Source organism: Parasediminibacterium paludis (assembly GCF_042651445.1).
Lineage (GTDB): Bacteria > Bacteroidota > Bacteroidia > Chitinophagales > Chitinophagaceae > Parasediminibacterium > Parasediminibacterium paludis.
In genome coordinates this window covers 48,109-73,897 of record NZ_JBHSDC010000001.1, presented here as the reverse complement: position 1 = coordinate 73,897, position 25,789 = coordinate 48,109, and the positions used below count along the sequence as shown (strand labels likewise).

Annotated in this window: 24 protein-coding genes, 1 tRNA gene and 1 riboswitch; of the genes, 16 read left to right on the top strand and 9 right to left on the bottom strand. The window is 37.1% G+C overall.

The window, feature by feature from the left end:
* The first annotated feature begins 174 nt into the window (after window positions 1-174).
* The 4 genes from ACFOW1_RS00295 (at window position 175) to ACFOW1_RS00280 (ending at window position 4,598) form a co-directional block, all read left to right on the top strand.
* Window positions 175-2,574 (top strand): sodium-translocating pyrophosphatase, encoded by a 2,400-nt coding sequence (locus ACFOW1_RS00295; protein WP_379011393.1) that lies wholly within the window; start codon window positions 175-177, stop codon window positions 2,572-2,574.
* 110 nt (window positions 2,575-2,684) lie between these two features.
* Entirely contained in the window at window positions 2,685-3,176 is a 492-nt protein-coding gene (locus ACFOW1_RS00290) for a hypothetical protein (RefSeq protein ID WP_379011391.1), read from the top strand.
* A gap of 141 nt (window positions 3,177-3,317) precedes the next feature.
* Entirely contained in the window at window positions 3,318-3,578 is a 261-nt protein-coding gene (locus tag ACFOW1_RS00285; protein WP_379011390.1) for a hypothetical protein, read from the top strand.
* A gap of 159 nt (window positions 3,579-3,737) precedes the next feature.
* On the top strand, window positions 3,738-4,598 hold the full coding sequence (locus ACFOW1_RS00280; protein ID WP_379011388.1) for a TraB/GumN family protein: 861 nt from the start codon (window positions 3,738-3,740) through the stop codon (window positions 4,596-4,598).
* 47 nt (window positions 4,599-4,645) lie between these two features.
* Here the strand turns inward: ACFOW1_RS00280 and ACFOW1_RS00275 are convergent, their stop codons facing one another.
* Window positions 4,646-6,124, bottom strand: a complete 1,479-nt coding sequence (locus ACFOW1_RS00275; protein ID WP_379011387.1) for a xylulokinase — start codon at window positions 6,122-6,124, stop codon at window positions 4,646-4,648.
* A gap of 328 nt (window positions 6,125-6,452) precedes the next feature.
* Between ACFOW1_RS00275 and ACFOW1_RS00270 the strand changes: the two genes are divergently transcribed.
* Together ACFOW1_RS00270 and ACFOW1_RS00265 are read left to right on the top strand one after the other, a co-directional pair.
* Window positions 6,453-6,650: a hypothetical protein gene (locus ACFOW1_RS00270; RefSeq protein WP_379011384.1), complete on the top strand. Its 198-nt coding sequence runs from the start codon at window positions 6,453-6,455 to the stop codon at window positions 6,648-6,650.
* A 96-nt stretch (window positions 6,651-6,746) separates the two neighbouring features.
* Window positions 6,747-7,319: a PhnA domain-containing protein gene (locus tag ACFOW1_RS00265; RefSeq protein ID WP_379011383.1), complete on the top strand. Its 573-nt coding sequence runs from the start codon at window positions 6,747-6,749 to the stop codon at window positions 7,317-7,319.
* A gap of 114 nt (window positions 7,320-7,433) precedes the next feature.
* On the opposite strand, the gene ACFOW1_RS00260 is transcribed toward ACFOW1_RS00265, so the two are convergent.
* A complete protein-coding gene (locus ACFOW1_RS00260) occupies window positions 7,434-8,846 on the bottom strand; it encodes a nucleoside recognition domain-containing protein (protein ID WP_379011381.1) in 1,413 nt (470 codons plus the stop codon).
* 230 nt (window positions 8,847-9,076) lie between these two features.
* Here ACFOW1_RS00260 and ychF point away from each other — a divergent pair, with 230 nt between their 5' ends.
* Both ychF and ACFOW1_RS00250 read left to right on the top strand, forming a co-directional pair.
* Complete coding sequence (ychF, locus tag ACFOW1_RS00255; RefSeq protein WP_379011379.1) at window positions 9,077-10,174, top strand: redox-regulated ATPase YchF; 1,098 nt, start codon at window positions 9,077-9,079, stop codon at window positions 10,172-10,174.
* Between the two features lie 119 nt (window positions 10,175-10,293).
* A complete protein-coding gene (locus tag ACFOW1_RS00250; RefSeq protein WP_379011378.1) occupies window positions 10,294-11,106 on the top strand; it encodes a glutaminyl-peptide cyclotransferase in 813 nt (270 codons plus the stop codon).
* A 106-nt stretch (window positions 11,107-11,212) separates the two neighbouring features.
* On the opposite strand, the gene ACFOW1_RS00245 is transcribed toward ACFOW1_RS00250, so the two are convergent.
* On the bottom strand, window positions 11,213-12,112 hold the full coding sequence (locus ACFOW1_RS00245) for a class I SAM-dependent methyltransferase (RefSeq protein WP_379011377.1): 900 nt from the start codon (window positions 12,110-12,112) through the stop codon (window positions 11,213-11,215).
* A gap of 18 nt (window positions 12,113-12,130) precedes the next feature.
* On the bottom strand, window positions 12,131-12,712 hold the full coding sequence (locus ACFOW1_RS00240; protein WP_379011375.1) for an HU family DNA-binding protein: 582 nt from the start codon (window positions 12,710-12,712) through the stop codon (window positions 12,131-12,133).
* Window positions 12,713-12,943: 231 nt separating this feature from the next.
* On the opposite strand from ACFOW1_RS00240, the gene trxA reads away from it, so the two are divergent.
* Window positions 12,944-13,261, top strand: a complete 318-nt coding sequence (gene trxA, locus ACFOW1_RS00235) for a thioredoxin (RefSeq protein WP_379011373.1) — start codon at window positions 12,944-12,946, stop codon at window positions 13,259-13,261.
* A gap of 71 nt (window positions 13,262-13,332) precedes the next feature.
* Here the strand turns inward: trxA and ACFOW1_RS00230 are convergent, their stop codons facing one another.
* Window positions 13,333-14,751, bottom strand: a complete 1,419-nt coding sequence (locus tag ACFOW1_RS00230) for a Glu/Leu/Phe/Val family dehydrogenase (RefSeq protein WP_379011372.1) — start codon at window positions 14,749-14,751, stop codon at window positions 13,333-13,335.
* A gap of 120 nt (window positions 14,752-14,871) precedes the next feature.
* On the opposite strand from ACFOW1_RS00230, the gene ACFOW1_RS00225 reads away from it, so the two are divergent.
* The gene (locus tag ACFOW1_RS00225; RefSeq protein WP_379011371.1) at window positions 14,872-15,228 is read left to right on the top strand and encodes a hypothetical protein; all 357 of its coding nucleotides are present in this window, start codon (window positions 14,872-14,874) and stop codon (window positions 15,226-15,228) included.
* A gap of 157 nt (window positions 15,229-15,385) precedes the next feature.
* Here ACFOW1_RS00225 and ACFOW1_RS00220 read toward each other — a convergent pair whose 3' ends face one another.
* From ACFOW1_RS00220 to ACFOW1_RS00210, 3 genes are all read right to left on the bottom strand, one after another.
* Window positions 15,386-15,595, bottom strand: a complete 210-nt coding sequence (locus tag ACFOW1_RS00220; protein ID WP_379011369.1) for a CcmD family protein — start codon at window positions 15,593-15,595, stop codon at window positions 15,386-15,388.
* Window positions 15,588-16,295 carry a cytochrome c biogenesis protein CcsA gene (gene ccsA, locus ACFOW1_RS00215; RefSeq protein ID WP_379011461.1) on the bottom strand — a complete coding sequence of 236 codons (708 nt, stop codon included), beginning with the start codon at window positions 16,293-16,295 and terminating at the stop codon, window positions 15,588-15,590. Before ccsA ends, ACFOW1_RS00220 begins: the two co-directional genes overlap by 8 nt.
* 96 nt (window positions 16,296-16,391) lie before the next feature.
* Window positions 16,392-17,681, bottom strand: coding sequence for a voltage-gated chloride channel family protein (locus tag ACFOW1_RS00210; protein WP_379011367.1), 1,290 nt, complete (start codon window positions 17,679-17,681; stop codon window positions 16,392-16,394).
* 34 nt (window positions 17,682-17,715) lie between these two features.
* Window positions 17,716-17,787: riboswitch (Fluoride riboswitch) on the bottom strand.
* Between the two features lie 77 nt (window positions 17,788-17,864).
* Here ACFOW1_RS00210 and ACFOW1_RS00205 point away from each other — a divergent pair.
* On the top strand, window positions 17,865-19,604 hold the full coding sequence (locus tag ACFOW1_RS00205; RefSeq protein ID WP_379011365.1) for an ABC transporter ATP-binding protein: 1,740 nt from the start codon (window positions 17,865-17,867) through the stop codon (window positions 19,602-19,604).
* Between the two features lie 22 nt (window positions 19,605-19,626).
* Here the strand turns inward: ACFOW1_RS00205 and ACFOW1_RS00200 are convergent, their stop codons facing one another.
* The gene (locus ACFOW1_RS00200) at window positions 19,627-20,220 is read right to left on the bottom strand and encodes a DsbA family protein (RefSeq protein ID WP_379011364.1); all 594 of its coding nucleotides are present in this window, start codon (window positions 20,218-20,220) and stop codon (window positions 19,627-19,629) included.
* Between the two features lie 288 nt (window positions 20,221-20,508).
* Here ACFOW1_RS00200 and ACFOW1_RS00195 point away from each other — a divergent pair, with 288 nt between their 5' ends.
* From ACFOW1_RS00195 to ACFOW1_RS00175, 5 genes are all read left to right on the top strand, one after another.
* Window positions 20,509-21,489: an ABC transporter ATP-binding protein gene (locus ACFOW1_RS00195; protein WP_379011363.1), complete on the top strand. Its 981-nt coding sequence runs from the start codon at window positions 20,509-20,511 to the stop codon at window positions 21,487-21,489.
* Between the two features lie 217 nt (window positions 21,490-21,706).
* Window positions 21,707-23,491 carry a UvrD-helicase domain-containing protein gene (locus tag ACFOW1_RS00190; RefSeq protein ID WP_379011361.1) on the top strand — a complete coding sequence of 595 codons (1,785 nt, stop codon included), beginning with the start codon at window positions 21,707-21,709 and terminating at the stop codon, window positions 23,489-23,491.
* Between the two features lie 35 nt (window positions 23,492-23,526).
* Window positions 23,527-24,741, top strand: a complete 1,215-nt coding sequence (locus ACFOW1_RS00185; protein ID WP_379011360.1) for an ATP-binding cassette domain-containing protein — start codon at window positions 23,527-23,529, stop codon at window positions 24,739-24,741.
* Between the two features lie 174 nt (window positions 24,742-24,915).
* Window positions 24,916-24,989, top strand: a tRNA-His gene (locus tag ACFOW1_RS00180).
* A gap of 187 nt (window positions 24,990-25,176) precedes the next feature.
* Complete coding sequence (locus tag ACFOW1_RS00175; RefSeq protein WP_379011357.1) at window positions 25,177-25,782, top strand: DUF445 domain-containing protein; 606 nt, start codon at window positions 25,177-25,179, stop codon at window positions 25,780-25,782.
* The last annotated feature ends 7 nt before the right edge of the window (window positions 25,783-25,789 follow it).

Here is a 25,789-nt window from a genome sequence, read left to right as displayed (position 1 = left end):
TTGCTATCCGTTTTAACGCTTATTTTCTATCTGTTTAATGGTATTATTAACCGCAAACCTTGCCGCATTTGCAACTTTTTAACATTTTTCGGAAACGATTGCATGTTGCATACTTGTTTCCCCTACTTTTGAAATCCTATTTAAAACTAAATCTCTTAAAACGAAAACTTGCGTATGAACAATTTGTTTTTTTATGCCGTGCCTGCAATGGGCGTTGTAGGACTCTTGTACACTTTACTCAAATTTAGTTGGGTGTCTAAGCAGCCAGCGGGTAACGACAGGATGAAAGAAATAAGCACTTATATAGCTGAAGGTGCGATGGCTTTTTTGAAAGCTGAGTGGAAAATTCTAGGGTATTTTGTGGTTATTGTGGCATTACTACTAGGTTTTATGGCTACAAAAAATGAAGGTAGCCATTGGAGTATTGCTATCTCTTTTATTATCGGTGCAGTATTTAGCGCCACAGCTGGCTATATAGGTATGAAAGTAGCTACCAAAGCCAACGTGCGTACCGCAGAAGCTGCTAAAACAAGCCTAGCAAAAGCGCTAAATGTATCGTTCACTGGTGGCGCTGTAATGGGCTTAGGTGTGTCTGGATTAGCAGTTCTTGGTCTAGGTGGTTTATTCTTAATATTAAAACATTTCTTTTCACCAGATGGTGATGCAAGTGGTATGTTGCGTACCATTGAAGTATTAACAGGCTTTTCATTAGGCGCAGAATCTATTGCCCTGTTTGCACGTGTTGGTGGCGGTATTTATACCAAAGCTGCCGATGTAGGCGCAGACTTAGTAGGTAAAGTAGAAGCTGGTATACCAGAAGATGATCCACGTAACCCTGCAACCATTGCAGATAATGTGGGTGACAATGTAGGCGACGTTGCAGGCATGGGCGCTGATTTATTTGGTAGTTATGTAGCTACGGTATTAGCCACAATGGTACTTGGTCAAGAAGTAACAGGTGCTGATGGTTCTCGCCTAGTAGATCAATTTGGTGGTTTATCGCCAATTTTATTGCCAATGGTAATTGCAGGTGTTGGCATTTTATTATCAATAGTAGGTACTTTTTTTGTACGCATCAGCGAATCTGCTGGTATCAGCACACAAGCGGTACAAAAAGCATTAAACATGGGCAACTGGGGCTCAATGATTTTAACTGCCGTTGCTTGCTTCTTTTTAGTACACCATATATTACCAGCAAGCATGACGTTACGTGGTGCTGAATTTACACGTAACGGCGTTATTGGTGCTATTGCTGTTGGGTTGGTAGTAGGTGCGTTAATGAGTATTATTACTGAATACTATACTGCCATGGGTAAACGTCCTGTGTTGAGTATTATTCGCCAATCAGCTACTGGTCATGCAACTAATATTATTGGTGGTTTGGCTATTGGTATGGAAAGTACATTTTTACCAATATTAGTGTTAGCAGGCGGTATTTATGGTTCATTTGCTTGCGCAGGCCTATACGGTGTGGCAATTGCTGCCGCTGGTATGATGGCAACTACAGGTATGCAATTAGCGATAGATGCTTTTGGTCCTATTGCTGATAATGCAGGCGGTATAGCAGAAATGAGCGAATTACCACCAGATATTCGTGAAAAAACGGATGTATTAGACGCAGTAGGTAATACTACGGCTGCAAGTGGTAAAGGTTTTGCCATTGCTTCGGCAGCGTTAACTTCTTTAGCTTTATTTGCTGCTTTTGTGGGTGTGGCAATGCCTAGTAATCAACACATTGATATTTATAAAGCAGATGTTTTAGCGGCACTTTTTGTAGGTGGCATGATTCCATTTATCTTCTCTTCACTCGCCATTCGTGCCGTAGGTGAAGCTGCCATGGCAATGGTAGAAGAAGTGCGCAGACAATTTAGAACCATACCTGGCATTATGGAAGGTACAGGCAAGCCAGAATATGACAAATGTGTGGCTATTTCTACAGAGGCATCTTTGAAAAAAATGATGTTACCTGGTGCTATCACTATTATATCGCCATTATTAATTGGTTTTATTCTTGGTCCAGAAGCTTTGGGTGGTTTTTTAGCAGGCGCTACTGTAAGTGGTGTATTAATGGGTATTTTCCAAAATAATGCAGGTGGTGCTTGGGATAATGCTAAGAAAAGCTTTGAAAAAGGCGTAGAAATAAATGGTGAGATGTACTACAAAAAATCTGAACCACACAAAGCATCTGTAACGGGTGATACGGTTGGTGATCCATTTAAAGATACATCTGGTCCATCAATGAATATCTTAATTAAACTAATGTCAATTGTTTCTTTGGTAATTGCACCAAGCCTCGCCTTAATGCACAAAACAGAAGCGAGTGTTCCTGCTACTAAAAAAATAGAAGTGAGCATCGTTAATAAAGAAACGGTTGCAGATAGCAATACAACAGTGACTGTAAATGCAGAAACCAAATCGCCTAACGCTTTGATTGAAGCGCTTAAAAAAGACGGCCTTGCTACTGGCAATGATATTAAATTAAATATCAACAATGGTATCATTACTATAAATGGTAAAATTCTATCTGCCGAAGAGAGTAAAAAATACATTCAGTTGTTATCAACAAAAAAATAGTAATTGTTTATGCAGTTTAAGAAAAATCTCATCCAAAAAAGATGAGATTTTTTTATGTCAAATACTTTCACATTTAACTATATATCTTATTTTTAGCCGAAAATATCGATATGACTACTGAAAAAATATGGCTTTTTTGCACTGTGATAATGATAGCTGTGGCTTGCAATTCTAACAAAAATAATGAACCCCCATCATATGATACCAATGATACCACTACTTATATTACCAATGATACAATACCAAATTTCAGGAAGGTTGTAAGCCCAAAAGCTGTTGCTAGTTTTACTAAAAAGGTACCCGACGAGCTTAATAAATGGGTATTTGCTGTAGATGTGTACGAAACCAAAGAAACCTTTAAATACAATATGCGTATCAAATACAAAGAACTTATTGTAACCGATTCATTAAGATTACCCAATTTTGGTACCATACCTAAAGTAATATTACAAAGTGGTAAAGAGCCTTTAAGTTGCATAATAGGCTTTGCTGATAAGAAAGGTAATTTTAAAGAATATAGAAAAGCCTTTATAGATAAGGATAGATTAAGAATTGTATCGCTTAAAAGCTATTTTGTTGGCATATATCAAACACAAAAATGAAGACCTGTAAATTATTGCGCAAGCGGCCTTAAAAAATGATTAAAAAATAATTTGGCGCCGACTTTTGAACAAAATACTACGTAGATATCTAAAAAGTATTTACATTTGTTTCGAAATCCACAATAACAAAAACACAATCCTATGTTTACTAAATTAAAGCTAAATTCTGCTTTCATTGCAATTACTGCAATCATCGTAACAGCATCTATCACTGCACCTTTCACTAACATGTTCGGCAAACATTACAAAAAAGATAAGGACTATTCTTGTTGTAAGGGTGACCAATTGGTGATCAATCATTATTACACTATCAAATTTTTATGGGCTGACGTGTCTACGGGATACACGGTAGAACCAACTGGAAAAGCATTACCAGGTGGCTGCAATATTAAATGCAATTAATATCTCTATGCTATATCCTCTGATGAAAGACCAACAAGTCCTATGATGTACCTAAGCATTTGACCAGTTACATCGCATTTGCCCCCAATTTTTTGGGGGCATTTTAATTTTATGGAATATTGAACCAATAGCGTGAATTTTACCAATAAATTCATTGTAATGAGATACTTATTTGGTTTGATTATCCCTTGCTTTTTTGCCCTTCATGCCCACTCACAAATACCAAAAGAGAAAACACTACTTTGGGAAATTTCTGGTAAAGGCATCAAGCACCCTTCTTATTTATACGGCACCATCCATGTTATGTGCCCAGACCAAATTGTGATAGATACCAGTATCAAAAAAGCATTTAACAATAGCAAACAACTCTATTTAGAAATAGATTTAGACGACCCAAACATGGTAGCAAAAGCCATGAAAGGCATGATGATGCCAGATACTTGCTCGCTAGAAAAACTGGTAGGCAAAGCGGATTACGACAGCATGAATACTATTTTTAAAAACACTGCTGGTATCACATTAAGTATTATGGGTAAAGCCAAGCCAATGTTGCTCATGAGTGCAGTATTTCCTGCTATACTAAAGTGTAATCCTGATGGTTTTGAGAAGCGTTTTCAAGCAATGGCAAAAGCAAAAAATATGGAATTAAAAGGCCTTGAAACCATTGAATACCAAATGCGTGTGTTTGATACCATTCCATTTAAAGTGCAAGCCGATATGCTTAAAAATATGTTGTACAATTTGGATAGCGCTAAATTACAATTTGCAGAATTAGGCAAAGTATATCTATCTAAAGATGTCAATGCCATGCAAGAACTTACTACCAAAGACCCTGAATTTGGTAAATATGATGCGATGATGTTACAAAACCGTAATCAAAATTGGATACCTGTAATAATTGCCGAAGCACAAGCAAAACCTACATTTTTTGCCGTAGGCGCAGCACATTTAGGCGGTATTAATGGTGTGATCTATTTACTTCGAAAACAAGGCTATCAAGTTGAACCCGTTTTCAATTAATAAATAAATCAGCCAACACTCTATAACGTTAGCTGATTTATTTTACACTAAGCTATCTGTTTATTTAATGCATCTTTCCAGTTGCTATATACACCCTTATAAGCATCTATATTAGTAGGTTCTATTAACTGTAATGGTTGCATATTGGCAAAAGCTTCTTTTTCCGAAGCAAAAATATTGGCACCAATACCAGCCCCTAATGCAGCGCCTACACTTCCATCACAATTGTAGAGCTCTACAGGCACGCCAGTGATATTTACAAAAGCTTCGGCAAATACTGAACTTAAAAATAAATTAGCCTTACCTGCACGAATTACAGATGGTTGCATGCCATTACTACGCATAATATCTAAGCCGTACCTAAACGAGCAAGCGATACCTTCTTGCACCGCTCTAAAAATATGGGCTTGGGTATGTAAATTAAAATCGAGGTGTTGGTAATGGGCACCTACTATTGTATTATTAAATATGCGCTCTGCACCATTGCCAAATGGCAATACACTTAATCCATTGCTACCAATAGCCACCTTTGCAGCTTCTTCGTTAATAGCATTATAGCTTTTATTAGCAGCTAGCATTCTTTTAGTAAAACTATTAGCTATACCTGTACCATTAATACACAGTAAAGTACCAATTCTAGTATTTTCTGCGGTATGATTAACGTGCGCAAAACCATTGACTCTCGATTGTTGATCGTAGTTTAAACTATCACCTACACCATAAATTACGCCTGATGTACCAGCAGTGGCAGCTACTTCACCAGGTTGCAACACATTTAGCGATAGTGCATTATTGGGTTGATCACCAGCTTTATATGTTACAGGTATGTTAGTGCTTAAACCTAAGCTTTCCGAAACTGTACTACTTAATTTACCATGGCTAGTAAATACATTTTCAATAGTTGGAAATAATGACGCGTCAAAACCATAATAATCCAACACATCTTTAGAAATCGTATTGGTAGAAAAATCCCACAAAATACCTTCAGATAAGGCAGAAGCAGAGGTGGTAATATCACCCGTTAATTTCATCGCTATAAAATCGCCAGGTAACATCACTTTATCTATTTGCGCATAAATAGCAGGCTCATGTTCTTTTACCCAAGCCAGTTTGCTTGCGGTAAAATTACCCGGTGAGTTTAATAATTTAGATAAACAAGTATCATGACCAATACTATCAAATGCTTTATTGCCATATGGTACTGCCCTGCTATCGCACCAAATAATGCTGTTGCGCAATACATTTTGCGCCTTATCTACACATACCAAACCGTGCATTTGGTAAGCAATACCAATTGCTGACACATTTTTTGGGTTGTAAGTATTAGTAGCATTGGCTTTTAAAATGGCTTGCTGCACATGCTGCCACCAAGTATTCGGATCTTGCTCGGCCCAGCCAGGTTGTAATGCAATAATGGGGGTTTCTGTTTCAGGATATTGAACCGAAACAATCGTCTTTTGCGAAGCAGCATCTACCACAGACACTTTAATAGACGAAGTACCTAAATCTATACCAAGCAATAACATAATTATGATTGTGAATGATTAAAAGGATGTAATGATTGTCTGCAACAATTTTGATAAAATACAAGACACAATGTTACAATGAAACCGATTGCAAAAGAAAAAAAATTTGCAGCTTTTGGTTTTAATAGCACCTATCTTTTTTCAAAAAATGAATACGCAAATTAGGCTTCAAAAATTTCCTAGTGTGCTGATAGAAATTTCCTAGCTAGGAAATTTTCGTTCCCTAGTTAGGAAATTGTTCTTCATTTTAAATAAAAAAATCTGCACCATTTATGGAATATTTTTCTACCTGCATCTTACACTTATTCCTCACCAAAAACTTTGCCTTATGAGACGTCTTATCATTATCTCAGCACTTTGTTTAGCCGCTATTTTAGTAGGCGCTATTTACAGTTTAATTGATGGCATTATTTGCGGTAGCTACTTAGGTGTTACCCTCTCGTTAGCTTGTATTGCAGCGCTATTTATTGGCGTTCGTCAGTTTAAAAAGATGCTTCAAGAAGCAACTGAAGAAGAGTCTTACTAAATTAAATGGCATTGAATACACATTTGTTTAATACAACAAACTATTTCGCTTTGTTTTGATGAAACAAAAACGTGCCATTTACACTACATTCGCCGCATGGCAATATCTACAACCCTAGCAACCCGTAGCGGTAATATCTGCGAATTATGCAGTAGTGACGACAATTTAGTGGCTTATGCAGTGCCACCAAAAACAGATGATTCAGCGGATAACCAAGTAGTGCTTTGCACCAATTGTTTTGGGCAAATAAGCAGCAATAACTTTAGTGATACCAACCATTGGCGTTGCCTAGAGGGTAGCATTTGGAGCGAAGTGCCGGCGGTACAAGCATTAAGTTATAAAATATTGGGTAATATCACGGAAGATTGGGCTGCTGAAACCAAAGCATCTGTAGCACTAGACGAAGCAGTAATTGAGTGGGCAAATGCAGAAGCAGAAATGGCTGCTAATGTAATAGTGCATAAAGACAGCTTTGGCGTGGTATTAGAAACAGGCGATACCGTAATATTGACACAAAACCTAAATGTAAAAGGTGCCAATTTTATTGCGCCAAAAGGTACTACCGTAAGAAAAATTAGACTCGTACCTGATAATGCAGAACAAATAGAAGGTAAAATTGAGGGCGATACCATTGTAATTTTAACCAAGTATGTAAGAAAATCAGTGTAATATTTTCATTTACCACATAGGCACAAAGGCAGATAGATTTTCTATTTGCCTTTGTTATTTATTACTGAAAGTGTTTAGCTTAAGACTATGTGTCTACTATGTCTATGTGGTAAATTAGGCATTACCAAAAAACAAATAGCATAGTAAAATTGACGTGATAATACCTACCAAATCTGCAATCAACATGGTGCTAATGGCATAACGCGTGTTTTTAATACCAACTGCACCAAAGTAAACAGCAACAACGTAAAACGTGGTATCAGATGAACCTTGTAATATACTTGCCAATCTTCCCGCAAAAGAATCAGCACCGTGAATATTCATGGTGTCTATCATCATCCCTCTTGCACCACCGCCACTTAGTGGCTTAATTAAAGCGGTAGGTAAGCCATCCACAAAACGCGTATCTGCGCCAAGTGCACCAAAAACTGATTTCATACCTGCAATAATCACTTCAAATGTGCCGCTTGTACGTAACAAACTAATAGCCACTAACATACCAACTAGGTAAGGAATAATTTTTACAGCCGTTTCAAAACCACCTTTTGCACCATCCACAAAAGCATTGAAAATATCTATTTTTTTATACAACGCACCAACAATGATGGCTACAAAGATGATGAGTATTAGACCATTGCTCAATAGTTTAGAAAAATGTTGCACACCATCTGTATTTAGAGACTTTAGGTAGCATACCAACAACGTAATTAAACCTGTTGCACCCAATACCCAGCCTAAAATTATTGGTTGCAAAAGGTTAATCTTTTGCTTAATGGCAACCATGATCATAGCAGCCATAGTAGCCACAAATGTGGCAATCATACAAGGTACAAAAATATCGGTAGGGCTTGCTGCTGCTGGCTTTACAGAAGCCCTTGCAGCAATAATGGTGATAGGCACTAGCGTAAGACCAGCTGCATGTAAACATAAAAACATCAATTGTGCATTGGTAGCTTTCTCTTTTTCTGGATTAAGTTCTTGCAAGCTTTCCATGGTTTTAATACCAAATGGTGTAGCTGCATTATCTAAATTGAGCAAATTGGCCGAGAAATTCATCATCATATAACCAATAGATGGATGATTCTGGGGTACTTCTGGAAATAGTTTTGAGAAAAACGGACCAATGATTTTGGCTAATAAACGCATACCACCAGCTTTTTCTGCAATGGTTAAAAAGCCCATAAACAAAGCCATTACACCAATGAGATTAAAACAGATAGTAACTGCTGAGTCGCAAGTAGCAATAACACCTGCGGCAGCTTGTTCTTTGTAGGTTAATACTTTGCCATCGGCTTGCTTGATATATTTATTCTTGCCATTTTTATAAGTACTATTTTTATTAAGCGCAGCAATAATTACAGGCGATAAAGTAGCACTATCAACGACTTTGGTAAGCGAGGTATCGCCTTGCTTACCTGTAACCATTTCGGTAAAAATGTCTTTCTTTTCGGGTATGGTTACAAACTTTATAAAAGCTACAATAAATGCAATAAGAATAAAAGCACTCCATATTCTGCTTAAAGCCATTGAAAAAATTTGAGATTGATGATTTGGGATTTATGATTTTGAACGCTGAAAATAAGCAAATTGTTTTTGCTGTCAAATCTTACTTTTGCGGCTCGAAATTTATTGTTCAATACTATTCTGAACGTACAAGTGTGCGACGCAACAGACGCTTAATAGCAGCACTAGCGCTGGTAACACAACATTAGTTTTTAGAATAAAACCGCCCGTAAAGGGAAAGAGGGTAACAAATTATGAGTTTACAAGCAGGAATTGTAGGATTGCCAAATGTTGGAAAATCCACTTTGTTTAATGCCGTGAGTAATAGTGCCAAAGCACAAGCTAGCAACTATCGTTTTTGTACCATAGAACCCAATGTGGGCTTGGTAAATGTACCAGATGAACGTATGACTAAATTGGCCGAACTGGTAAAACCAGAGCGCATTGTGCCTACACAATTGGAAATTGTAGACATTGCTGGCCTTGTACGTGGTGCCAGTAAAGGTGAAGGTTTGGGTAATAAGTTTTTGGGTAATATTAAGGAAGTTGATGCCATTATTCATGTGATTAGATGCTTTGAAGATGACAATGTATTGCGTGAAGAAGGCGCGATAAACCCTGTAAGCGATAAAGAAATTATTGATACTGAGCTACAATTAAAAGACTTAGAAGCGGTAGAAAGAAAGCTACAACGTAGCGAGAAAATGGCTAAAACTGACCCAAAAGCGAAGGCTGAAGTTGAGATTTTACAACAATGCAAAACGCATTTAGAGCAAGGCAAAAGCATTAGAGGTTTGGATTTAAGCAAGGAAGAAAGAGTGGCCATTGCTGATTTGTTTTTATTGACTGAGAAGCCAGTTTTATATGTGGCGAATGTAGATGAAGCAAGCATGCATACTGGTAATAAATACTCTGAAGCCCTTGCTGCTGCTGCAAAAGAAGAAGGTGCGCAAGTGATTGTAATGTGCAACAACATTGAAGCGCAAATTGCTGAAATGGAAGCAGAAGAAGACAAGCAGATGTTTATGGAAGAATACAAGATGACTGAACCTGCTTTGAATAGATTGATACAATCGGCTTATAAATTGTTGCAATTGGATACTTATTTTACGGCTGGGGTGCAAGAAGTGAGGGCTTGGACCATTCACCACGGCTGGAAAGCGCCGCAAGCAGCAGGTGTTATTCATACCGACTTTGAAAGAGGCTTTATTAAAGCTGAGGTAATTGCTTACGAAGATTTTGTAAAATATGGTAGCGAAGCTGCTTGTAGAGATAACGGCCGCTTACGCATTGAAGGTAAAGAATACATTGTAAAAGATGGTGACGTAATGCATTTTAGATTTAACGTGTAAATTGAATACACGAACTCGAATATAATTTCATTAATTGCACGAATTAACATTTAAAAATCAACTTAGAAATTGGTTTCATGATTGTGATTCGTGCTTTTAATTTTAATTTGTAGATAATTATGAAAAAGATACTTCTACCCTTTTTATCAGCAGTTGTTCTTGCAGCTTGTGGCAATGATAATAGTCAATCACAATCAACCGAAATAACCACACCTGCTGTAAGCAACGAGCCGCCAACGCTTAGCTACACGGTTACTAATATTTACCCGCACCAAACAAGTGCTTTTACAGAAGGCTTAGAATGGCACGATGGAAAATTGCTAGAAAGCACTGGTAGCCCTGATTATAGCGGTAGTAGCAAACTAGCTTATGTAGATTTAAAAACTGGCAACGACATCAAGAAAATTAATCTTGATAAGAAGTATTTTGGTGAAGGAACAACCTTGTTAAATGGTAAAATTTACCAACTAACCTACAAGGAACAAAAATGCTTTGTGTACGATGCAAAAACGTTCGCAAAGCAAAAAGAGTTTGACTACGATGGTGAAGGTTGGGGCTTAACAAATAATGGCAAGCAACTAATCATGAACAATGGTGGTGATAAACTTTACTTTAGAGACCCAGAAACATTTGCTGTAAAAAATATAGTAAGTGTTACAGACAATAGTGGCCCCGTACCAATGATTAATGAACTTGAGTGGGTAAATGGTGAGATATATTCTAATATTTGGCAAAAAGATATTATTGTAAAAATCAATCCTGAAACAGGTAAAGTAATTGGAATTGCAGATTTCAGTGGCATGAAGGAAAAATATTTCCCTGAACTAGCTGCAAACACTGATGTACTTAATGGTATTGCCTATGATAGCACTGCAAAACGTTTTTTTATTACTGGCAAAAACTGGCCAAAACTTTTTGAAGTAAAATTCTAGGATATTTTCTCGCAGATAATGCAGAAATGCACAGATGACGAAGAAGTACGTTAATTTTTGATGTATTTATATTTTTTGCGTTTTCCGCGAAGTTCTGCGAGAAAAATTATTTCTTGCCTAAAACATAGATAACCGAACTGCATTTTTTAGGATTACCGATGGTTTTTATGTTTGAAATTAACCCCCGAAAGAAAGCTGCCACCAAATTGCCTTGCCCATTTTTATATTGTTCGCTTAGCATACTTACATAAAAACTATCAAACCACATAGGCTTGTATGCCTTTACTGCAAAGCCTTTTAGATTGGCCAAAGTATCTATACTTTGTGGTGAAAAATGGTACAAATGTCTTGGCACATCATAAGCTGCCCAAGTACTACCATAATAAGTAGCATCGTAGCTAGTATAGTTTGGCACAGCAATAACTAGCTTACCATTGGGTTTTAAAATGTCATGAAATTGATTCAAATAACCTTGCAAGTCATGCACATGTTCTAGCACATGCCACATCGCTATGGCATCAAACTGGTTATTGTCTAAATAATATAAATCGGAAGGACCTTGTAAGGTTAAATTATACTTTTCCTTAGCTACTTTTCTCGCCGTATCATCAGGTTCTAACGATGTTACTTGCCAGCCATTGGTAGCCATCATATTAGAAAATGCACCAGTGCCAGCGCCTACATCAAGCAAAGTGCCTGTTTGTAATCCTGTCACTTTTCTCAATAAAGCCAATTTACTTTTTAATGTAAAATTTCTTACTAAGTGGTACAAGCGGTTGATCAAACCTTCATTGGTATCACTATGCGACACATAGCTTGTAGATTGGTAATAAGGGCCTATTTCTTCTGCACTAGGAATGGCTTGTGTAAATCTTAACGAGCAACTCTCACAATGCCAAATATCAAATACCTCATTGCTTACGGTGTAATCTTTCGCAGATAAACAATTTTGTATAGCTACACTACCGCAACTTGGGCAATGTTGGTGTTGGATTCTTTCAGCCATTAAAATAAAAATGAAACATTAAATATAATAATACAACAAAGCGCCTACACCCATTAGTGCCAATATTAACGCATATACCCACCAATAATCTTCATCCTTTTCTTTAACAATCATCTCCAAACGGTCATCTTCGGTTTCTTCAGTAATAATTAAATTATCACCCGTTTTATATAATTCTACCAAATTAGCTTTACTATCTGTAGCCGAACTTAATTTAATATCATTTAGGTAAGCAGGTGTAACAGCATGTTCTTCTGTAAACAGAATGTCATCATCGCTATAGCCTTTTTGTAGCTTACCAATTCCTGGTAATTCTACAGGTTTATTGCTATCAATATTTTCTTTTATTGATTGGCTAAATGCCTGGAAGGATTGTACAGCTTGTTTTTCATCAATATTTAGCGCTTTAGATAAATACTGGAAAAACTGTCTATCAATAGCTGGTTGTCCTTTTTCAAACGCTACTTTGGGCTGCGGTGCATGTAATACACCTGTTACAAAATCGAGTTTAGCAGAATCGGTATTCACTGAAAAATTACCAATACCAGGAATGCTAATTTTTCTATTTAAAACAAAATACTTATATATTTCTTGGTACATACAGCGCTTAAATATGGTACGAATATACATGCCTTTAAGACAAGCAACAAATGCTAGTTATCCTTAGGCAAAATTATTTACGCCCCTCTGTCAGTTTTTATGACAGTCTGCGTCTCTATAAACACTCGTGGAAAAGTCAAATAAGCATCTTTCATATTTGGAGGTATATTTGATATTTATTACAAGGTTAAAACGGAGAATCATCTCAATCATAAACAAAAATTTACAATCATGGCTTTAGAATTTACAGACGCAAACTTCCAAGCTGAAGTTTTAGAAAGCGATCAATTAAGTGTTATTGACTTTTGGGCAGAGTGGTGTGGCCCTTGTCGTGCTATTGGACCAGTTATTGAAGAACTTAGCAAAGAGTATCATGGCAAAGTAAAAATTGGTAAAGTAAACGTAGACGTAAACCCACAAACTAGTACCAATTATGGTATTACTTCTATTCCTGCTATCCTTTTTGTAAAAGGTGGTAAAGTGGTAGATAAACAAATTGGCGCTGTACCTAAAAGCGTGTTAGACAAAAAAATTCAAGCACATTTATAAGCTGCTTGGTAGATTATAAAAAAGCCTCCAAATTGGAGGCTTTTTTATGGGTGTATGTTGCGATAAGTCTATTAAGGAAAAATACCAAGCTCTGTATAACTTGTACCTACTTTGTCTATTGCACATACATAAGCAGCAGTGCGCATATCTGGTATAGCAGGGTTGGCTTTCCAAATGTCCATAATTTCTCTTGTAGCCGTAATCATGGTTTCTTCTAGGCCGCTATGTACCAAGTCTACTTCATCTGCGCCATGTTCTATAAATCTACGCTCAGCATCGCTTACTTTTTTACCAGTTAACCCTTCTAATTGCGATAAAATATGGTGATTCATATTTTCAGTAAAGCGTTTCTCCATTCTACCATAACGTACATGGCTTAAGTTTTTCAACCACTCAAAATAACTTACTGTAACACCACCCGCATTCAAGTACATATCTGGCACTACCAAAGTGCCTTTTTGGGCAAATACTTCATCGGCTTCTGGTGTTAAAGGGCCATTTGCGGCTTCGCCAATAATTTTTGCCTGAACACGTGGTGCATTGTCGCCATTAATTACGTTTTCCAACGCAGCAGGAATTAAAATATCGCAAGCTAGTTCTAACGCATCTGTATTTTTTGCCAAGTTAGTAGCACCAGGGAAATTTAAAATAGAACCTGTTGCTTTTCTATGTTGAAACAATGCTTCTTCGTTAATACCATCTTCCTTGTATATCGCCCCTTCAAATTCTGCTATTGATACCACAATAGCACCATGTTCACGGAAGAACTTCGCACTGTGATAACCCACATTGCCCAAACCTTGTACCACTACTTTTTTACCTTCGATACCTGTCGTTAAACCAAGTTTCGCCATTACATCAGGCATATTGCATACTTCACGAATACCAAAAAATACCCCCAAACCAGTGGCTTCTTTTCTACCACGCACACCACCCTGCGATACAGGCTTACCAGTAACACAACCTGCACTGTCAATTTCGCCTGGCTTTAACGATTGGTAAGTATCTACAATCCATGCCATTTCTCGTTCGCCAGTACCGTAATCTGGTGCGGGCACATCAATACCTGGGCCAATAAAGTTTTTCTTAACCAATTCGCTCGTATAACGGCGGGTAATTTTTTCAAGTTCGTAAGCACTATGCGCTTTAGGATTTATTTTAATCCCCCCCTTACCGCCACCAAATGGTACATTTACAATCGCACATTTGTAGGTCATTAAACTAGCTAAGGCCATTACCTCATCTTGATTTACGGCCATGCTAAAACGAATACCACCTTTACACGGGGTTTTATGCTGACTGTGTTGTACACGGTAAGCCTCTATTACCTCTATTCTGCCATCGTCCATTTTTACAGGAAACTTCATGCTGTAAATACTGTTACAGGCTTTTATTTGTTCTAGCAAGCCTTTTTCCCACTTGGTAAATTTTGCTGCCTTGTCAAAACTTTGTTCCACGCTGTGGAAAAAGCTATAATTTGCTTCTAACATGACTTTTTAAATTTTAATAATTAAATATAGCAATCGTTATAAAAAAAGTAGTGATATAATATTACCAACGGTTAGCCATAGCCAAGCTGTGGTTGTTTCACTTTACCGATAGCTATCGGTATGTACGTTCTCGTCGCTTTTCAGCTTTGCTCGCCTAATACGGGTAGCAACAACTCTACATATACAATCATAAATACTATTTCTAACAGCTTTGTCGCTATTTCTAACGGCTTTGTTGCTATTTCTAACAGCTTTGTTGCTATTTCTAACAGCTTTGTTGCTATTTCTAATGGCTTTGTTGCTATTTCTAACAGCTTTGTTGCTATTTCTAACAGCTTTGTTGCTATTTCTAATGGCTTTGTTGCTATTTCTAACGGCTTTGTCGCCATTTCTAACAGCATTGTTACTATTTCTAACAGCTTTGTTACCATTTCTAACAGCTTTCTTGTTATTTCTAACGGCACTGTTGCTACTTAGAAAGCCATTGTTGTAAAGCCGCCGAAGGCGCAATAATATATATTTACCACAATGAAATGGTAAATAGCTAAACAAAGAACTAACAGATGCAGTGTGCGACGCAACAGAAGCTACATAGAAGTAGTTAAGCTGGTCTCATGATAAAAAGATTTTAGAACTAGGACTTGTTTTCCAGCTTACGCAGTTTTCTATCTACACTAATGAGGTATATAAAAAGGCCAACCATTATGATAATTACCACTGCCATTACCACATAAATTTTGCCATTGCTACGCATCACATCGTTGTTATTTGGTGTTTGTGCATTTGCAAAAACAGTGATAAAAGCGAGTACTAAAGTGGCACATATACGTTGTAATTTATTCATGGGATACATTTTTCTCAATTAATAATTGGGTTCTAATTTTTAGAGTGGTTATCCAAACACCTAATAGCGTCCAACCGATAAAGGCAGGATACATTACGCTGCGCATAGCCATGGTAGAATCTTTAGGGTTTAAGCCAGGGTTGCCCTCGCTGCCTTGCCCACCTGGATGTAGAGATTGCGTAAGTCTAGGCAAAATCCAAAGTGTAGGAAACAGCATAAAAAAGGCGAAAATATTGTATACGGCACTTATTCTTGCACGTTTTTCATCGTCTGTCATGCTACCACGTAATACAAAATAAGCAAGGTAAATAAGTAAAGCGATGGCAGCACCGTTTTGTTTTGGGTCGCCACTCCAAGGTTGCCCCCACTGATAATTGGCCCAAACTGCCCCTGTAGTAATGCCAAGCAATCCAAACGTAATGCCTGTAGTGGCGTAAGCAGTAGAATAAATATCGTATTTTACAGATGGGGTTCTTAAATATAAAATGGCATAAACAAGCGAAGTACCAAGTAGTACCATCATGCCTATCCACATAGGTACGTGAAAAAATAAGTTGCGAATACTTTGCTGCAAGGGCACGCCCGGCGGATTGGGTACTTGTACTAAAAAGCCATAAGAACCTACGTATAAAAGAAGAACCACTACCAATATTTTCCACCAATATTTGTGCATCATAGAAGATAATTTAGCGACCCTCAGTAAACTAACAAGCGTTAACTTATTGAGGTAGCAAATGTAGGATAAAGCCCTTCATCAAAACCAAAGAGTATGTAAAAATTGTTGAGAGATTTACATTTACAACAAACTATTGTACTTACGAACAGCCACTCGTTGCGCACTATAAATACTTTTGTGGCCGCTGCAATAATAAGCCGCAAAACAAGCAATAGCATAGTATAGAATATGCTGCCCACCAAATAATTCAACGCCCATAATAGTACAAGCCAAAGGTGTGTTGGTGGCCCCTGCAAATACTGCAATAAACCCAAGACCAGCTAATAAATCTACCGGGCAGCCAGTGTAGCTAGCCAATACATTACCCAAAGCAGCCCCAATAAAAAACAATGGTGTTACTTCACCACCTTTAAAGCCCATGCCAAGCGTAATAGCAGTAAGTAATAATTTCCACAACCAACTAAAATTGGTAACGCCATAGCTGTTAAAAGCGGTAACAATACTTACCCCATTGTTAGGATTAGCAACCCCAAGACCCATATAATCAAACGTGCCTAAAGCATAGCTAATGCCAATTACCAATGCGCCACCAACCATAGGCACTAGCAAAGGCTGTTTAATGTATTGGTTAGTTTTTTGCTTGATAAAATGAGTGGTATTGGCAAAAAGTGCCGCCGCTAAGCCAAATAAACAACCTGCCAAAGCCACTTTGAGGATGAGTAATATATCAACCTTGAGAAAGAATCCACCAATCTTTATAACTGCATTTTCAATACTCGCAATGCTATAATGTGTGTGATGAATGCCACAAGCCGCACAAGTAATATCTGCCACGATACCTGCTAGTAAGCAAGGCAACAATGCATCAAATTTGATAGAACCAATAGCTATTACTTCAAGTGCAAAAACAGCACCAGTTACAGGCGTACCAAACACGGCACCAAAGCCAGCAGACATGCCACATAGTAATAATATGCGCTTATCAGCAGGTTTCAACTGAAGCCACTTAGACCATAAATCTGCCGTGCTGCCGCCCATTTGTACTGCAGTACCTTCTCTACCAGCAGAACCACCGAATAAATGTGTAATAATAGTAGTTAACAATACCAAAGGCATCATTCTAAAAGTAACCATAGTACTCGGGTTATGAATCGCATCAATAATAAGATTATTGCCTTTATCGCTGTTTTCACCAAGGGTTTTATAGACCCATACAATTAGTACACCTGCAAATGGTAATAGCCAAATGAGCCATTCATGCTGCCAACGCAAATTGGTAACCACCTCTAGCAGCCATAAAAAAAAGGCAACCATCAAACCAATAACAATAGCTAGCGGCACTATAAAAAAAGATAAACGTAATGGCGAGAAAATTTTGGTGGTAAAATGATGTTTTAAAATACTAGTCATGCTACAAATAGGTAGTGTTAGCTAAAAATAAATACTATTTGTAGGCGTCATTAGTGCTTAAAGTAAAGCGACGGTTTAATAGGAAGACACCATTTCCTTGATGAACGAAAATAGTAAATTTAGATACAAGCACTTAAAAAATATTATCTTTCTAACTCAGTGACGTATATTGACCTTTTAAGTATGAGTGAGCCTCTTTTACAAATAAAAAATCTTAACATCAGTTTTGAAGCCAATGGCAGTACCAACAAGGCTATAACCGATATTAATATCACAGTTAACAATGGTGAAATTGTAGCCATTGTAGGCGAAAGTGGTTCGGGAAAGTCCGTTACTTCCCTATCTATTTTACAACTCATTCCTTCACCACCTATTAAGTACGAGAGCGGCGAAATTTTATTGACTACAAATGGAGAAACGGTTGATATTTTACAATTATCAAAAGACGCGTTTACCAAAATAAGGGGTAATAAAGTGGCGATGATTTTTCAAGAGCCCATGACCTCTTTAAACCCTGTGCTTACTTGTGGAGACCAAGTAATGGAAGCCATTTTGCTGCATAAAAATTGCAGTAAAGAAGCCGCCAAAACTACAACCATGGCCTTGTTTGAACAGGTACAATTACCCAATCCAGAAACATTGTTTCATCGTTATCCGCATCAAATAAGTGGTGGACAAAAACAACGGGTAATGATTGCGGTGGCGATGAGTTGCGAACCAGATTTACTTATTTGCGATGAACCAACAACCGCATTAGATGTTACCGTTCAAAAGAACGTGTTGCATTTATTAAAACAGCTTCAGCAGCAAACACAAATGGGCATCATCTTCATTACACACGACCTTGGTGTAGTAGCCGAAATTGCAGATAAAGTAGTGGTACTGTACAAAGGCAATATTGTAGAAGAAAATACGGTAGCCAATATATTTATCAATGCGCAGCATCCTTACACCAAAGCATTACTAGCATGTAGACCAATTTTGCATAAAAAAGGCGAAAGATTGCCTTTGGTGAGCGATTTCATGTCAGAAAAACAAGTTACAAGTTACCAGTTACCAGTAACCAGCAATGACCAACAAACAACTAGCAACCAAAAACCAGTAACCAGCAACAGGCAACGAGCAACCCTTTTGTCTGTCAAAAACCTCAAAATCTATTTTCCTGCAAAAAAAACTTTTTTAGGTAAAGTTTTAGATTATAACAAAGCGGTGGATGATGTAAGCTTTGATGTGTATGAAGGCGAAACCTTGGGCTTGGTAGGCGAAAGTGGCTGCGGTAAAAGTACATTGGGCAGAACCCTACTACGTTTAATAGATGCTACTAGCGGCAGCATTATTTATAAAGGTGAAAATCTGATAGAAATAGCAAATACCCAATTAAAAATATTACGTAAGGATATGCAGATTATTTTCCAAGATCCTTACTCATCGCTTAATCCACGATTAACCATTGGTGAAGCTATTGCAGAACCGCTGCTTGTACACAATATCATTACCAATGCGAAAGCTAGAAAAGAACATGTGATTGAATTGCTTGAAAAAGTAAGTTTAAGTGCCGACCATTACAACAGATACCCTCATGAATTTAGTGGTGGGCAAAGGCAGCGCATTGTCATTGCAAGAGCTTTGGCATTGCAACCAAGTTTTATTGTATGCGACGAAAGCGTAAGTGCTTTAGATGTAAGCGTACAAGCACAAGTACTTAATTTACTTAACGATTTAAAGAAAGATTTTGGCTTTACCGCCATTTTTATTTCGCACGATTTATCAGTAGTTCGTTATATCAGCGATAGAATTATGGTAATGAATAAGGGTAAGATTGAAGAAATTGGCGCTGCTGAACAAGTGTACCACCATCCTTCTAGTAGCTACACAAAAAAGCTGATAGCATCTATACCCAAAGGCTTTGATGTATCAGCTTAAAATTTTAAACCTTATTAATCAACTAGTTAAGTGAGGCAGTTTTTACTTTCTTAACCTCAACTTTCTTTTTGTCGCCAGCTTTATCAGACAAGCTTGCAATATGTGCACTCAAGTTTTTAAAAGTAGGTTCCTTATCAAACATCACGCCGTTGATGAAAAAAGTAGGTACAGTAGTAACGCCCATTTTAATGCCTTCATTAAGGTCGTCTTGCACTGTCCAACCATAAGTACCATTAATAATATCTTCTAAAAACTTTTTATTAGTAGTACCAATTTCTTTTGCGTAGGATTTTAAGCTAATTACGCCCAGATTCTTTCTGTTTCTAAACAATTCTTTGTGCATTTCCCACAATAATTCGCCGCCTTCTTGACCTATCGCAATAGCTGCTTCAGCAGCTTTATGCGCTTTTTGGTGAATTTTTAATAATGGAAAATGACGGAAATTGAAATTAATTTTATCAGGATATGTTTCCAATAAGGCCGCAACTACTTCATTTACTTTTGCGCACTCATCGCTTTCATAATCTACAAATTCTGTTATTGTTATTGGTGCTTTTTTGTTACCAACGATTATTTTTTTAGGTTCAATAATCTCAACCACTTCTTTTGGCTTCATCTATTATTTTATTTTTGAGCAAATCCACTGTAGCTAAATCAATTGTAATTCATCATGCAGATTTTTATAATGCAAATGTACTAAAAAATAAAGATTTTGCCAAATACGTATTAAACTAATAGTCCCTATACTGCTAAATTTTCAGAAAATCTTAACATTAAGTGTATAAATTACTGCTCTTTTAAGCCTATACATCTCAATATAAAGGAAATTTCAACTTTGATTTCATTCAATATGACAATAATAGTTTATCAATCAGATACAACTGCATTGTTTTAATTTCGCCACATGAGTTTGTTACGCGTTATTGATATTTCAAAAAAAAATAAGAAAGGCTTTGAACTAGAGAAAACTAATTTTACGCAAGCGATTGGCCAAAAAATAGCCATCGCAGGCGAAACGGGCTCTGGCAAATCAACACTTTTAAAAATTATCGCGGGCTTGGAACAGCCAGATAGCGGCACAATACTATTTGAAGGCAAAAAAGTTATGGGACCTTTGTATGAATTAATTCCCGGCCATCCGGGCATTGCTTATTTATCTCAGCAGTTTGAATTGCCCAATTTTTTAACTGTTGAACAAGTACTCATTTACGCCAATCCTTTGTGGGACGAAGAAGCCGAAAAGGACGAGAAAGCAAAGGCTTTATACAAAATGTGTCGGATAGATCATTTATTGAAAAGACGTACCGATGAGTTGTCAGGTGGCGAAAAACAACGAGTAGCTTTAGCAAAACTTATTATATCTGCACCAAGATTATTACTACTTGACGAGCCATTTTCTAATCTCGACATGATTCATAAAAACATTTTAAAAGACGTCATTAAAGATCTCAGCGAGCAACTAAACCTTTCTTGTATCATTATTTCCCACGACCCGCTTGACACCCTTTCTTGGGCCGATGACATTATCGTTATGCGTAATGGTTTGGTTATTCAACACGATACACCTTACCATATTTACACAAAACCTGTAGATGCTTACACGGCAGGCTTGTTTGGCAAATACAATACCATTAGCAAAAAGCTGGCAACTTCTTTGGCCACTATTTTAGAAGATAACGGCATTGCTAGCAACACTTTTTTACGCCCAGAACATTTCATTATCACCAACAGTAACGAACCTTCATTTAAAGGCGAAGCAACCGCAATAAGGTATTTTGGCAGCTATCAAGAAGTTGATGTACTCGTTTTTGGTGAAAGCATCACCATAAAAACAAATATTGTCAATGCAAAGACTGGCGATTTTTTAAACATCACTTATCGGTAGAAATATTGCGGTAGCCAATGGCAATATAAATATTTAATATTTTTAACATTTTATTGCTCCTAGCTATTGTTACAAACATGTTGTATGTACTGCAACTTTTACTTTAGCACTCATATTTTACAGCTAAAACTTTTGTTTATAATTCGATTTGGTAATTTTATTTTAATATGTATATATTAGCAGTTATGTCATCATATTATTTTTTATTTAACGCCTTATGACATTAACAGAAGAACAAGCGGCTATTATTCAATCAAAAGGTAATATAAAAATAAATGCAGTAGCAGGGTCAGGTAAAACAACCACTGTTATTGCTTATGCTAAGGCAAAACCTGCCACTAGTCGTATTTTATACTTGGCTTTTAATAAATCTGTGAAGCTAGAAGCCATTAAAAAATTTGCAGAAATAGGATTAACTAATGTAACCGTAGAAACCGCACATTCACTGGCATTTAAATACATTGTTTACCGAAGCAATTACAAAGTGAGGCCGCAAGGCTACAAAACCAATGAAATAGCAGAACTGCTTAGCTTAAAAGCCACTGGCGAAAAACATGCTGAATACATTATTGCCAATCACATTAATAAAATGATTGCTTACTTCTGCAACAGCGATAAACACAAAGTGCAAGAACTCAATTATTTAGATATTGTTGCCGATCCTGTAGCGAGAACATTTGTGGCGGCCAATTATCAATACATAGAAAAGCAAGCAAGAATTGTGTTGGGAAAAATGGATAACGCCGAGATAGAGATAACCCATGATTTTTACTTGAAAAAATTCCAATTGGCCAACCCACAACTTGGCTACGATTACATATTGTTTGATGAGGGGCAAGATGCGTCACCTGCAATGTTGGCTATTTTTCTGCAACAAGCAGCTACCAAAGTGATTGTAGGCGATACACATCAGCAAATTTATGGCTGGCGCTATGCGGTTAACTCGCTTGAAAAAGCCGATTTTACAACTTATCATTTATCTACTAGTTTTCGTTTTGCGCAGCCAATAGCAGACTTAGCTGTAGATGTGTTGCAATGGAAAGAACAATTGACCACACACAAACCTGTAACCATTAACGGTAAAGGCAAAAGCAAAACAAAAGCAACCGTAGCCGTAATTGCAAGAACCAATTTAGGCTTATTGCTAAAGGCCATTGAATATGTAACCGAGAAAAAAGACATCAAACATATTTACTTCGAAGGTAATATCAATTCTTACACCTACGCAGATGAAGGCGCTTCGCTGTACGATGTGCTGAACTTACAAAATGGGAAACGTGACTTAATTAGAGACAATTTAATTAAGGCCATGAAAGACATTGAAGAACTGAAAGAGTATATTGAAAAAACCGAAGACATGCAACTTGGTATGATGGTAGAAATAGTGAAAGAATATGGCAATGAAATTCCTAGTATTATTAAAGCTATCAAAGACAAGCACTTACCAAATGATGAGAAAGAAAAAGCTGATATCATCTTCTCTACGGTGCATCGTTGCAAAGGCATGGAATACGATATTATTCATTTAGCCAATGACTTTATTAATGAAGAGAAGCTAGAAAAAACCTTAGCAGATACTAAAAAAGAAGCACTGAATACTACCAAGCTTAATGAAGAAATTAACTTGTTGTACGTTGCTATAACACGAGCCAAACACTCGCTACACATACCTGAAGCGTTGATGCCTATTGATTTTCCACCTGCTACGAACATTTATGTAATACCAAAAATATCGGCAGAAGACAAGCAAAAAGCCAAAGCGCAAAACACCAAAAAGCCGCCATATATTGCTAGCACCAAAGGCAAAACTTATTCAGTAGAATTGGTAAGAGAAAAACACAATGGTGCTTACCAACCCTGGACGGCTGAACTAGATGCGGAACTAACTGCTATGTTCTGCAAAGGCAAAAACATTACCGATATGATAAAACATTTTAAACGTACCAAAGGCGCTATTGTAGCAAGAATAAAGAAGCTACAACTGGCAGAGAATTATGGGTAAAGAAATCAAAGCAATCATTTTAATCCTACCAAATCATGGTTCAGACAACAACAATCAACCATTGGGCAATATTCATTAACAACACTACCAATCACCAAAGCTTTATACAGCAGCTATTACAAGGCCATGCAGCCGAGCCTTTTACAGCCTTTAACTCACAAAAAGGGCTACTATTTTCTACCATTACTTTAAATGCATTTATAGAAGAGGAAGACCGACATGAACATACAGATGTATTGAAAAATACCAATCGCACACTTAAATCAATGTCAAGCGGTGAGCGTAAAAAAGCCTTGTTGGCCTACTTATTATCGCAGCAACCAGATTTCATCATTCTCGACAATCCATTTGATAATTTAGATGTGGCTTCGCTGCAAATGCTTCGCAACGAACTCACAAATATTGCTCACCAAACCGCCATTATTCAAGTGGCTACCCGCAAGCTAGATAAGCTAGATTTTATTAGCAATACCTATGCGTTAAACAATACTACCACCAACCAAACCACCCATTTTACAGGCAGTATACCGCCACCTTTAAAGCATTATGAAATAAGTACTAATACCTTGGTTGAATTTAAGAATGTAACGGTAAAATACGAAGACCACACCATTATTCGCAACATCAATTGGACCATAAAAGCTGGGGAATTTTGGCAGTTAATTGGCCCAAATGGTTCTGGTAAAACCACTATGCTTACCATGATTAATGGCGACAACCCTAAAGCTTACGGGCAAGATTTGTATTTGTTTGGCAAGCGCAAAGGCAGTGGCGAGACCGTGTGGGAAATAAAAGACAAAATAGGCTACCTCACCCCTGCTATGACAGATTTGTTTAGCACAAGGCATACATTGTTGCAAATGATTATCGGCGGCTTTTTCGATTCTATTGGCTTGTACAATTTACCAAGTGATGGGCAATTGAAACTAGCAAATGATTGGCTCGCACTTATAGGCATGACGCAGTTAAAAAACACGCCTTTCTGTAAATTATCTATGGGGCAGCAGCGCATGGCTTTAATAGTACGTGCTATGGTGAAACACCCACCACTATTAATTTTAGACGAGCCAACCGAAGGTTTAGATGATGATAATGTAACAATGTTGAGCAACCTGATTAATAAAATAGCCGCGGAAAGCAGTACAGCCATTTTGTACGTATCGCACCGCACCGAGGATGCAATTAAACCACAATTTGTTTACGAATTATTGCCAAGTAGCGATGGATCTATAGGCGCAGTAAAATATTAAAATATACGTTAATTTAATATTAAATAGGCATTTTTAGTTATATTTTATCTCGTATTTTATTCCGCGAGAGGGTTTGCTACTAAACCTAATTTACTCTTTTGGTTGACAAAAAACTTTTTTAAAATCTCTTTTCTAAAATAAAAATCCCCCTTATATTTGCAGCCCAAACAAATGGAGGGCATAGCTCAGTAGGTTAGAGCGACAGATTGTGGTTCTGTAGGTCGTGGGTTCGAGACCCATTGTTCTCCCTCAATAATTGGTAAACCTTGAGAGTGTAAAACTTTCGAGGTTTTTTTATAATTAGCCACAGAGGCACTGAAACACTGACAATAATTATCTAAATTTTTTAAAAAAGCTTTAGGAATTAACCAATTTTTGTTTTCCGTGTTTTATACTTTGGGTTTCAATGCCTTAGTGGCAAATAAATAATACATCATGACTTTAGGTTTATTGCTTATCCCTATCATTTCGGCAGGTATTGGTTGGTATATCAACGGGTTAGCCATTAAAATGCTCTTTCACCCAAAAGTGCCTAAAAAAATATTAGGTATTCGTTTCCAAGGTATCCTTCCTAAAAATCAACCTCTAATTGCAGCTAAACTTGGTACATTAGCAAGTGCAGAATTGCTATCCTTTGAAGATATTATTGCAAAAGTTACCAATGCTGAGAATATCGAAAAACTAATGCCGGTAGTTGGAACACATATTGATCATTTTTTAAGGGTAAAATTGGCCGAAAAAATGCCCGTTATCAGCATGTTTATTGGCGAAAAAACCATCTCGGAACTTAAAGGGGTTTTTATGGAAGAATTGAAAACCTTATTTCCAGCCTTAATGGGAAGCTATGTGAACAACTTACAAAAAGACCTAGACTTAGCGCAAATTATTACCCAAAAAGTAGCTTCCATTTCTAGCGATAAACTAGAAGAAATATTTTATAATGTAATGAACAAGCAATTGCGCTACATAAAATTGATTGGCGCTGTAATAGGCTTTATTATTGGTATTTTACAAATAGGCATAACATTACTTAAGTTCTAATTCACCG